This is a genomic window from Bradyrhizobium sp. (genome assembly GCF_030693485.1).
In the GTDB taxonomy this organism is placed as follows: Bacteria; Pseudomonadota; Alphaproteobacteria; order Rhizobiales; family Xanthobacteraceae; genus Bradyrhizobium.
In genome coordinates this window covers 1-10774 of the sequence record NZ_JAUYAN010000117.1, presented here as the reverse complement: position 1 = coordinate 10774, position 10774 = coordinate 1, and the positions used below count along the sequence as shown (strand labels likewise).

General features: G+C 63.5%; 10 protein-coding genes and 1 pseudogene. 3 read left to right on the top strand and 8 right to left on the bottom strand.

Features of this window, described 5'->3' with window-relative positions; all coding sequences use genetic code 11:
• The 4 genes and pseudogenes from Q8N40_RS08745 to rpoZ form a co-directional block, all read right to left on the bottom strand.
• A pseudogene (locus tag Q8N40_RS08745) lies at positions 1-139 on the bottom strand (4'-phosphopantetheinyl transferase superfamily protein); the annotation flags it as partial.
• Positions 136-924 carry a pyridoxine 5'-phosphate synthase gene (locus Q8N40_RS08740; protein WP_305711531.1) on the bottom strand — a complete coding sequence of 263 codons (789 nt, stop codon included), beginning with the start codon at positions 922-924 and terminating at the stop codon, positions 136-138. The gene Q8N40_RS08740 and the pseudogene Q8N40_RS08745, both read right to left, overlap by 4 nt.
• Positions 925-1077: 153 nt before the next feature.
• Positions 1078-3381, bottom strand: coding sequence for a bifunctional (p)ppGpp synthetase/guanosine-3',5'-bis(diphosphate) 3'-pyrophosphohydrolase (locus tag Q8N40_RS08735; protein WP_305711530.1), 2304 nt, complete (start codon positions 3379-3381; stop codon positions 1078-1080).
• Positions 3382-3632: 251 nt separating this feature from the next.
• The gene (gene rpoZ, locus Q8N40_RS08730; RefSeq protein WP_074276225.1) at positions 3633-4025 is read right to left on the bottom strand and encodes a DNA-directed RNA polymerase subunit omega; all 393 of its coding nucleotides are present in this window, start codon (positions 4023-4025) and stop codon (positions 3633-3635) included.
• Positions 4026-4373: 348 nt separating this feature from the next.
• On the opposite strand from rpoZ, the gene Q8N40_RS08725 reads away from it, so the two are divergent.
• Complete coding sequence (locus Q8N40_RS08725; RefSeq protein ID WP_305320447.1) at positions 4374-5003, top strand: NYN domain-containing protein; 630 nt, start codon at positions 4374-4376, stop codon at positions 5001-5003.
• On the top strand, positions 4981-5670 hold the full coding sequence (locus tag Q8N40_RS08720; protein ID WP_305320446.1) for a uracil-DNA glycosylase: 690 nt from the start codon (positions 4981-4983) through the stop codon (positions 5668-5670). Before Q8N40_RS08725 ends, Q8N40_RS08720 begins: the two co-directional genes overlap by 23 nt.
• 111 nt (positions 5671-5781) lie before the next feature.
• On the opposite strand, the gene Q8N40_RS08715 is transcribed toward Q8N40_RS08720, so the two are convergent.
• The 4 genes from Q8N40_RS08715 to dapA form a co-directional block, all read right to left on the bottom strand.
• A complete protein-coding gene (locus Q8N40_RS08715; RefSeq protein WP_305711529.1) occupies positions 5782-6363 on the bottom strand; it encodes a peroxiredoxin in 582 nt (193 codons plus the stop codon).
• A 134-nt stretch (positions 6364-6497) separates the two neighbouring features.
• On the bottom strand, positions 6498-6971 hold the full coding sequence (smpB, locus tag Q8N40_RS08710; protein ID WP_305711532.1) for an SsrA-binding protein SmpB: 474 nt from the start codon (positions 6969-6971) through the stop codon (positions 6498-6500).
• 66 nt (positions 6972-7037) lie between these two features.
• Positions 7038-7454, bottom strand: a complete 417-nt coding sequence (gene mscL / locus Q8N40_RS08705) for a large conductance mechanosensitive channel protein MscL (RefSeq protein ID WP_305320443.1) — start codon at positions 7452-7454, stop codon at positions 7038-7040.
• Positions 7455-7544: 90 nt separating this feature from the next.
• On the bottom strand, positions 7545-8435 hold the full coding sequence (dapA, locus tag Q8N40_RS08700) for a 4-hydroxy-tetrahydrodipicolinate synthase (protein ID WP_305320442.1): 891 nt from the start codon (positions 8433-8435) through the stop codon (positions 7545-7547).
• A gap of 256 nt (positions 8436-8691) precedes the next feature.
• Between dapA and Q8N40_RS08695 the strand changes: the two genes are divergently transcribed.
• A partial coding sequence (locus Q8N40_RS08695; RefSeq protein WP_305711528.1) for a lytic transglycosylase domain-containing protein occupies positions 8692-10774 on the top strand: 2083 nt, incomplete at its 3' end.

Below are 10774 nucleotides of genomic sequence, written 5' to 3'. Positions count from 1 at the left end.
TCTCGCTCTTGGCGCGGCGCCCGGCCCGGGCACGCTCGGCCTCGGTGAAAACCCGGTCGAGGAAGCGGTCGCCGTGGCGCTCGATCACCTTGGCGACCCGGCGGATGTCGATCAGGTCGGAGCCGATGCCGATGATCATGCCCTGCCCGTCCGGCTCTTGGAATCGCCGCTGTCGAGATGGGCACGCCCGCGGTCCATTGCCGCCCGCATCGTCCGGACGGTCTCCCCGAGCCCGACGAACAGCGCCTCCCCGATCATGTAGTAGCCGATATTCAGCTCCATGATCTCGGCCACGCCTGCGATCGTCTCCGCTGTGGCATAATCGAGACCGTGGCCGGCATGGACTTCGAGCCCGGCCGAGCGCGCCAGCCCTGCGCCGGCGACGATGCGCTGCCATTCGGATTCCGCCTTGGCAGTTTGGCCGTCGACCACGGCGTCGCACCAGGCGCCGGTGTGGATCTCGATGACAGGCGCGCGCAGCCTGGCCGCCATTTCGATCTGGGCGGGGTCGGCGGCGATGAACAGCGACACCCGCACCCCCGCATCGTTCAGGCGCGCGATGAATGGCGCCAGCAAATTGTGCTGCCCGACCACGTCGAGGCCGCCCTCGGTGGTGAGTTCCTCACGCCGTTCGGGCACCAGGCATACCGCATGCGGCCGGGTCGCCAGCGCGATCCGCAGCATGTCCTCGGTCGCCGCCATCTCGAAATTCAGCGGTTTTGAAATCTCCGCTTTCAGCCGCGCCATGTCGTCGTCGCGGATGTGGCGGCGGTCCTCGCGCAAGTGAGCGGTAATGCCGTCGGCGCCGGCCGCGATCGCGACCAGGGCCGCGCGTACCGGGTCCGGCCGCTCGCCGGCCCTGGCGTTGCGAAGGGTGGCGACGTGATCGACATTGACACCGAGACGCAGGGGGAGAGCAGGCATGCGGACTTCCGACGCAGTTTGGAGGACGACAAAGACACTCGAACCGTCATGCGCGGGCAAAAGCGCGAAGCACGTCTTTACCCAATATACCCGCGCATCCATCTTCTTCATAAAGATGGATTGCCGCGTCAAGCCCGGCAATGACGAACTGGACTACCCGTTGACGCGGTCGACCCGTGCGACCACGGCCTTGGCGCGCAACTGGGCGATGATAGCGCTGAGATGCTTCAGGTCATAGACCTCGAGATCGACCGTGAGTTCGGTGAAGTCGGGTGAACGTCTGGACATGCTGATATTGTCGATATTGCCGTCGTGCTCGGCGATCACGGTGGCGACCTGGGCGAGACTGCCGGGCTCGTTGACGTTGTCGATCCGGATCCGCGCCGGAAAGCGCTGCGGTATGGTCTCGTCGATGTCCCAACGCACGTCGAGCCAGCGTTCCGGCTCCTCCTCGAAGTCCTTCAGCGCAGGCGACTGGATCGGATAGATCGTGATGCCCTCCCCCGGCGTCACGATCCCGACAATGCGGTCGCCCGGCACAGCGCCTCCGTTCGGCGCGAATTTCACGGGCAGGTCGGAATTGATGCCGCGAATCGGGATAACCGAGGCGGCCCGCGCTGGATGGTGCGGATCGGCCTTCAGCTTCAGCTTGACCGCGAGGCTCTTCTTGGCGCCATAGCGCACCACCCGTTCTTCCTTGTAGTCGGGGTACATCGCGCGGGCGACATCGGAAGCCTTCATCTCGCCGCGACCGACCGACGCCATCACGTCGTCGATCGAGGCGCGCGCCAGCCGCGGCAACGCGCCCTTGAGCTTGTCGTCGGCGTATTCGATCTTGGCGCGCGCGAACAGCCGCTCGACGATGCGGCGGCCGAGTCCGGCATATTGGTCGCGCACCGCGGTGCGGGTGGCGCGCCGGATCGCCGCCCGCGCCTTGCCGGTGACCGCAAGCGATTCCCACGCCGAAGGCGGTGCGGCCTGCGCTTCCGAGGTCAGCACCTCGACCTCGTCGCCGTTCTGCAGCTCGGACGACAGGGGTGCGAACTTGCCGTTGATCTTGCAGCCTACCGCGCTGTTGCCGACATCGGTATGCACCGCATAGGCGAAGTCGATCACATTGGCCTCGCGCGGCAGCGCGATCAGTTTGCCCTTCGGGGTGAAGCAGAACACCTGATCGTGAAACAGCTCAAGCTTGGTATGCTCGAGGAATTCTTCGGGATTGGAGCTGTCGGACAGGATGCCGATGGTGTGGCGCAGCCAGGCGAAGGCGTTGGATTCGCGCTTCAGGAGCTCGGTCGGCGAGCCCACGCCATCCTTGTAGAAGGCATGCGCGGCGATGCCCAGTTCCGCGATCTGGTCCATCTCCTCGGTGCGGATCTGCAGTTCGACGCGCTGGTTGCCGGGACCGATCACGGTGGTGTGAATCGAACGGTAGTCGTTCTGCTTCGGCGTCGAGATGTAATCCTTGAAACGGCCTGGCACCACCGGCCAGGTGGTGTGCACGACGCCGAGCGCGCGGTAGCAGGCCTCGACGTCATCCATCACGACACGGAAGCCGAAGATATCGGACAATTGCTCGAAACCGACCGACTTGCGCTCCATCTTGGTCCAGATCGAAAACGGCCGCTTGCGCCGGCCATAGACATGCGCCGCCATGCCGTTTTTCTGCAGGTTCTTGGTAAGCTGGCTCTCGATCTCGCCGATCAAATTGCGGTTGCGATCTTCCAGCGCTTCCAGCCGTTGCATCACCACGGCGTGAGCTTCCGGATCGAGCATGCGGAACGAAAGGTCTTCGAGCTCCTCCCGCATCTCCTGCATGCCCATGCGGCCGGAGAGCGGCGCATAGATGTCGAGCGTTTCCTCGGCGATCCGGCGGCGCGAGGTGGGCGGCACGAATTCCAGCGTGCGCATGTTGTGCAGCCGGTCGGCCAGCTTGATCAGGAGAACGCGAACGTCGTCGGCGATCGCCAGCAGCAACTTGCGCAGGTTCTCGGCCTGCTTGGCCTCGCGCGACACCAGCTCCAGCCGTTTCAGCTTGGTGAGCCCCTCCACCAGCGCGCCGATCTCGTGGCCGAACACGTGATCGATTTCGGCGCGGGTGGCCTCGGTATCCTCGATGGTGTCATGCAGCAGGGCGGCCACGATGGTGGCGTCGTCGAGCTTGAGGTCGGTGAGGATCGCCGCAACCTCGAGCGGGTGCGAGAAATAGGGGTCGCCGGAGGCGCGGGTTTGGGTGCCGTGCGCCTTCATGGCGTAGACATAGGCGCGGTTCAGCAGATCTTCGTTGGTATCGGGATTATAGGACCGGACGCGCTCGACCAGATCGTACTGCCGTATCATGCCGGAACGCGGTGATTTTACCGGCTTGGCGGGCAGCGGCATAGCCGAGCTTGGCACCACCGCAACCGATTCGGTCGCGGCCTGCGTCTGCCGTGGGCTGCGGCGCCAATACGCCATCGAATCGTTGCCTCCGTGCCGGGCCCGAACGCACCCGCTCCACGATATAACCTAGTGCTTTCGTGGCCCGAGCATCACCCTTTCGGAGGGGCAAATGTTCGTTTTTTGGACCTAAAGGTGCAGCATTTGACTGCACCCGTTACCGAGGCATCGTAGCACCGAAAATGTCAACAAAAGCAAAGGCCCGGACGATGGTCCGGGCCTTAGGCAAATCAGGTGGTTGGTAACAACCAAGCCGCGGCCGAAACGGCCTATTCGTCCTCTTCCGGCTGCTCTTCAGGCGGCGCAAGGCCCTCGAGGCCCTTCAGCAGCTCTTCCTCGGTCATCCGCTCGACGGCGACCTCGGTGTCGTCGGCATCAACGCTGGCCCCGGCCGACCCGATCAAGGGCACGGTATCGGGCTCCGGCTCGTCGACTTCGACGAATTTCTGCAAGGAATGAACCAACTCTTCGCGCAAATCTTCGGGGGAAATCGAGGAGTCGGCGATTTCTCGCAGCGAAACGACCGGATTCTTGTCGTTATCGCGATCAACCGTGAGTTGCGATCCCGAGGATATCATGCGGGCGCGATGCGCTGCCAACAGGACCAGATCGAACCGATTATCGACCTTATCAATGCAATCTTCTACGGTGACGCGCGCCATCGACTGTCGCTCCGTTAAATGGGACGAATGTGTTGATTATGTCGCGGTAATTATAGGTCCCGGGGGCATTCCGCAAGGCCAATTTGTGATTTGCCTTCCCCGTGGGCTCTGGTAACTCCTCCCGGGGCCAGTATGGCGGGAGCGTCCGGACAGGCAAATCGCCGTCCAGGACAAGAAATCGCTTCATTGCCTCGTCATTAAGGTCGTGGTCGTTTCGCCCTTTCCACACCACATTTGCGATGGTGTTGGTGATGGGTATACTCACCGAACTATAGGCAGCATATGCTGGAAATGCGCGGTCTGGTTGCCGCTGCGCCAAAAACGTAACAACAACGTGAGAACCCTTTGATGTCACCTGCTACCTCCAAGATCGCGCTCTTCATCGATGGCGCCAATCTCTATGCGACCGCCAAGACGCTCGGCTTCGACATCGATTACAAGCGCCTTCTCAAGGAATTCCAGAGCCGCGGCACGCTGCTGCGGGCGTTCTATTACACCGCGATCATCGAGGATCAGGAATATTCCTCGATCCGCCCGCTGATCGACTGGCTCGATTACAATGGCTACACCGTCGTCACCAAGGCGACCAAGGAATTCATCGACGCCAGCGGCCGCCGCAAGGTCAAGGGCAACATGGATATCGAGCTCGCGGTCGATGCGATGGAACTCGCCGAGCATGTCGACCAGATCGTGCTGTTTTCCGGCGACGGCGATTTCCGTTCCCTGGTCGAGGCGGTGCAGCGCCGCGGCGTCCGCGTCACCGTGATCTCGACGATTTCGAGCCAGCCGCCGATGATCGCCGACGAACTGCGCCGCCAGGCCGACGTCTTCACCGATCTGGTTGAATTGCAATCCAAGCTTGGCCGCGATCCGTCCGAGCGCCCGGCTCCGCGCGAGCCGCGCCATCATGCGCCGCAGTTCCTGCAGCGCGCGACCACGATGGCGCCGAGGGCGGATGACGACGATTTCGAGGATTGAGACTGATCCGCGACGCGGTCGCAAGCCGCTCGCCCTCCCCACCGAACCCGACCGCAATTGCCCGCTATGCCCAAGGCTCGCGAGCTATCGCGACGGGTTGCGCGCGCGCGAGCCAAATTGGTTCAATTCGCCGGTACCGTCGTTCGGCGATGCCAATGCCGCGCTGCTGATCGTCGGCCTCGCGCCCGGCGTGCAGGGCGCCAATCGTACCGGGCGTCCCTTTACCGGCGATTTCGCCGGCGACCTGCTCTACGCGACGCTGCTGGAATTTGGTTTTGCCAAGGGCGCCTATCTGGCGCGGCCCGACGACGGGCTGAAACTGGTCGATTGCCGGATCAGCAATGCGGTACGTTGCGTGCCGCCGCAGAACAAGCCGTTGCCCATTGAGATCAACACCTGCCGCCAGTTCTCGTCGGCCACGATAGCGGCGATGCCCAAACTGCGCGCGATCGTGGCACTCGGCCGTGTCGCGCATGATTCGATGCTGAAAGTCCTGACGCTTCGCGCCGCCGCGGCCCCGTTTGCGCACGGCGCGATCCACGCTGCCGGTACGCTGAAGCTTTACGACAGCTATCATTGCTCACGCTACAACACCAACACGCGGGTGCTGACGCCGGAAATGTTTCGCAACATGTTTGCGAAGGTACGAGCGGATCTGGATTCGTAGATGCCATGGGGCGATGGGCGTGCATCCGATAGGTTTGGGTTTGCACACTCGAACCTTTGGAGACGCCAGATGCAAGGTTCCGACGCAATCACGCCCATCGCCCCATGGCATCTACAAATTCACCCTGTTCTGCTTCAACCACGCCAACACGTCGCCGGCGTTTCGATCGGGTGGAAACACCGGATAGAACACGTGGGTGATGCGTGCATTATCGATCACCAGCGCCAGCCGCTTGATCAGGGTCTGTTCCGCCACTTCCATGGTGGGCAGATTGAGCGCCCGCGTCAGCGCCAGCTTGGCATCCGATAGCACCGCAAACGGCAGATGCAGCCGAGACGCCATTTCGGTCTGGTAAAGGTTGCTCTGCGTCGACAGGCCGAACACCTGTCCGGCGCCGGCCGCCTTGAGTTCCGCGAACAGGTCGCGAAACGAGCAGGCTTGCGGCGTGCAGCCGCGGGCGCCCGGGATCATGTCCCAGTCATCGACCAGGCTGATCTTGCCGGGCTCGCCGGTTCGCGGATAGGCGAAAACGATGGTGCGTCCCGGCAGCGCCGACAGCGTCACCTCGGTGTCGTCGGTCGCCCTCAGGCTGAGCGGCGGGATCGTCATGCCCACCAGATGCGCCGCAGCGCCATCGTCCGACGGCGCCGGGATCTTGCTCCAGTCGACTTCGAACAGGTTCTTCTGGTTCATTGTCCTTGCCTCGACATCCCGCACATTCGGACCTCATGGTGAGGAGGCGCCCTTGCGCCGTCTCGAACCATGAAAGCCCCGATCTCATCCTTCGAGACGCGCGAAGACGCGCTCCTCAGGATGAGGCCGAGGATTTACCCCCGCGCCCGCAGCAGGCGGCCCTTCTCCCTGCCCCAGTCGCGCTTCTTCTCGCTCTCCCGCTTGTCGTGCAGTTTCTTGCCCTTGGCCACCGCCAGCAACAGCTTGGCGCGGCCGCGTTCGTTGAAATAGAGTTTGAGCGGGATCAGCGTCATGCCGTCGCGATCGACCGCGCCCATCAGCTTGTTGATCTGCTTCCGGTGCAGCAGCAATTTACGCGGCCGCTTCGGCTCGTGGTTGAAGCGGTTGGCCTGCAGGTATTCCGGAATGTTGGCGTTGATCAGCCAGATCTCGCCATCCTTGGTATCGGCGTAGGATTCCGCGATGGTGGTCTTGCCGCTACGGATCGACTTGACCTCGGTGCCGGTCAGCGCAATGCCGGCCTCGAGCGTGTCCTCGATGGCATAGTTGAACCTGGCCCTGCGATTTTCGGCGACGACCTTGATCGCGCGCTCGTTCTTTTCAGCCATCATTCAAAACCTCTGGGCGTTGTCTCTGGAAAGCAGCGACAACGCCCACGTCGTCGGTATCGCGCTTCAAGTCTTCTTGAGCAGATCGCGGATCTCGGTCAGCAGTTCCTCCTGCCGGGTCGGCTTCGGCGGAGCCGCCGGAGCCGCCTCATCCCTGCGCTTCATCTTGTTCATGGCTCGGATGATCATGAACAGTACGAAGGCGATGATGGCAAAATTCAGCGTCAGCGTCAGGAAATTGCCCCACGCCAGCACGGCACCCTGCTTTTTCGCGTCAGCAAGATTGCCTGCCGTGACCGCCTTCGAAAGGCCCGTGAAATAGTTGGAGAAATCGAGGCCGCCGGTGATGGCACCGATGATCGGCATGATGATGTCGCTGACCATCGAGGTCACGATCGCCCCAAAAGCGGCACCGATGATGACGCCGACCGCGAGGTCGACGACGTTGCCCTTCATGGCGAATTCACGAAATTCCTTCAGCATCTGCAGCCCCTTCTGTTCGACTTCACGGGCCGGAAGGCTCTTGGCGTCAAGATTCTTGACGACAAGTCTCTCGGCGGCAGCGTCGACGGTTCAGTTGATCAGGCCCGCATGCACCATGGCGTCGCGGATCACCTTGCCGGTTGGCGGCGTCACTGTCATCAGCGGCAGGCGCACTTCTTCGTCCAGCCGCCCCAGCAGCTTGAGGCCATGCTTGGCTCCGGCGAGGCCCGGCTCCTTGAAGATGGCATCGTGCAGCGGCGTCAAGCGGTCCTGGATCTTCAATCCGGTGGCGTAGTCGCCCTTCAGCACGGCGGTCATCAGGTCGGCGCACAGTTTCGGCGCGACATTGGCGACAACCGAGATACACCCATGTCCACCCGCCGCCATATAGGCCAGCGCCGTCATGTCCTCGCCGGAAAGCTGGATGAAATCCGGCCCCATCGCGTGGCGCTGCTGCGACACCCGGGCCAGATTGGCGGTGGCGTCCTTGACACCGGCGATGTTCTTCAACTCGAACAGCCGGGTCATGGTCTCGACGGACATATCGACCACGGAGCGCGGCGGGATGTTGTAGATGATGATCGGGATGCCGATGGCGTCATTGACCGCCTTGAAGTGCTGATACATCCCTTCCTGGGTAGGCTTGTTGTAATACGGCGTGACGACCAGCACGGCATCCGCGCCGGCCTTCTCGGCATGGACAGCCAGATCGACGGCCTCGCGCGTCGAGTTCGAGCCCGCACCGGCGATGACAGGCACGCGCCCCTTCGCCTCATCGAGGCACAGTTCGACCACCCGGTGATGTTCGGCGTGGCTGAGGGTCGGGCTTTCTCCCGTCGTGCCGACCGGCACCAGGCCGTGCGACCCCTGCTCGATCTGCCAGCTGACGAGGCCGCGGAACGCCGCTTCATCGATCGCGCCGTTCTTGAAGGGCGTGACCAAGGCGGTGTAGGAGCCCCGAAAAGTCGTCTTGCTTGCCATGGCCTTCCTCCGAACGCGCTTGCTGGCCGTTTACTGCCGGTAAGGCCAATTCATACCGGGTCTGGCTGGGCTGCGAAAGGCCGGCTGGCCGCGATTTTGCCGCTGTCCTGGCGCATGACATCCGAAAGTTCAGCGATTTTAGTATTTTGTCCACATTTTCAATCAAATAGAGCTAGAGCCTCAGCGATTGAATGATTCGCCGTTAGGGAAAGCAGTGACCCGACCCGCCCGCGCAGCTGCATTGCGATCGACGGCATTGGCGACAAGCCTGGCGCTGGCCGTGGGATTGTCGGCCTTTACGGTCGAAGCAGTCGCCAAGACCAAGGTTCCATTGCCGAAACCGCGGCCGATCGCGCGCAATCTGGTTCCCGCACCCGCCGCCAAGAATACCGTGCCGGCCGCCACCGCCGTGCAAAATGCCGCTCCGGTTGCGAGCGCTGCGCCAGCCTCGGCACCGGCTCTGGCCCCCGCGGCCCGCCAGCCGCCTCCGCGCAAGCCGTCGGTGCCTGCCGCCATCGCCGCGACGTCGTCGACCTCGCAGGCCGATACCGAGGCGCTGGAAAACGTCATCGAGCTGGTGCGCAAGCGCAAGCCCGCGGATGCAACGCAGGCGCAAGCCGCGATATCGGATCCGGTGGCGAAGAAACTCGCGGAATGGATCATCCTGCGCAGCGAAGACAACAACGTGTCGGTCGAGCGCTATCGCGCGTTCGTCGCGGCCAATCCCAGCTGGCCATCGCAGACCTTCATGCGCCGGCGCATCGAGGCGGCGCTGTGGGACGACCGTCGGGACGACGCCACGATCTGGGCGTGGTTCGAAAACGAATCGCCGCGCTCGGCCAAGGGCAAGTTCTCGCTGGCGCGTGCCATGATCGCGCGCGGCGACCGCGCCAATGCCGAGCGTCTGGTGCGCAGCGCCTGGCGCAGCGATTCGATGTCGGAGGATACCGAGAGTGCGGCGCTCGACCAGTTCGGCGCGCTGATCACGCCGGGCGATCACAAGGCACGGATGGATACCCTGCTCTACGGCAAGGAGACCGCGGCCGCGCTGCGCGCCGCCAAGCGACTCGGCGCCAACCAGGTGGCGTTGGCCAAGGCCCGCATCGCGTCCAACAACACCAAGGCCAGCAACGCCAAGTCGCTGCTGAACGCGGTGCCCAGTGAATTGCATGGCGATCCCGGCTACATCTTCAGCAAGATTCAGCTGCTGCGGCGCGACGAAAAATTCGCCGAGGCCGCGCAGCTGATGCTGAACGCGCCGAAGGATCCCGGCCGGCTGCACAATCTGGACGAATGGTGGATCGAACGGCGGCTGCTGTCGCGAAAACTGCTCGACACCGGCGAGAACCGCAACGCCTATCTGATCGCCCGCGATGCTGCGCTGCCTGCCCGCGACATCTACCAGACCGAGCAGCAATTCACCGCGGGCTGGATTGCACTGCGTTTCCTCAACGACCCCGCGACCGCCGCGCAGCATTTTGCCCGCATCGGCGTCGGCAGCGTCAACCCGACCGCGCTGGCGCGCGCCGGCTACTGGCAGGGCCGCGCCGCCGAAGCCGCCGGCCGCGCCCAGGAAGCCCGCGCCGCCTACACAAGGGCGGCCGAGCAATCGACCAGCTATTACGGCCAGCTGGCGCGCGCCAAACTCGGACTTCCGCAGATCGAATTGAACGGCGCGCCGGGCGGCAAGTCGCGGGGAATCGAGCGGCTGGAAATCGTCCGCGCGGTGCAATTGCTCTATCAGCTGGACGAGCGCGAACTCGCGCTCCCGATCATGAGCGACCTCGGCGAGAACGGCGATCCGGATGCGCTGGCGGGGCTGGGCGAGCTTGCGTCGCGCAATGGCGACGCGCGGGGCATGCTGCTGCTCGGCAAGGCTGCCCTCAACCGCGGGCTGCCGTTCGAATTCTACGCCTATCCGGTGGTTGGAATTCCCCCGTTCAAGTCGATCGGGCCGGAGGTCGAACAGAGTATCGTCTATGCCATTGCCCGGCAGGAAAGCGCCTTTAACCCGGCGGTGGTGTCGCCGGCGCAGGCCTACGGGCTGATGCAGGTGACGCCGGACGCCGCGCGTTATGTCTGCAAGCGACACGGCGCGACGTACGACCTCTCCCGGCTGAAGAACGATTCGGTTTACAACGCCACCCTCGGCGCCGCCGAACTCGGCGGACTGATCGAGGATTACCGCGGCTCCTACATCCTGACTTTCGCGGGATACTATGCCGGCCGCGGCAGCGTCAGGATGTGGATTGAGCGCTACGTCGATCCGCGCGATCCCAAGGTCGACGCCGTCGACTGGGTCGAGAAGATCCCGTTCTCGGAGACCCGCAACTACGTGC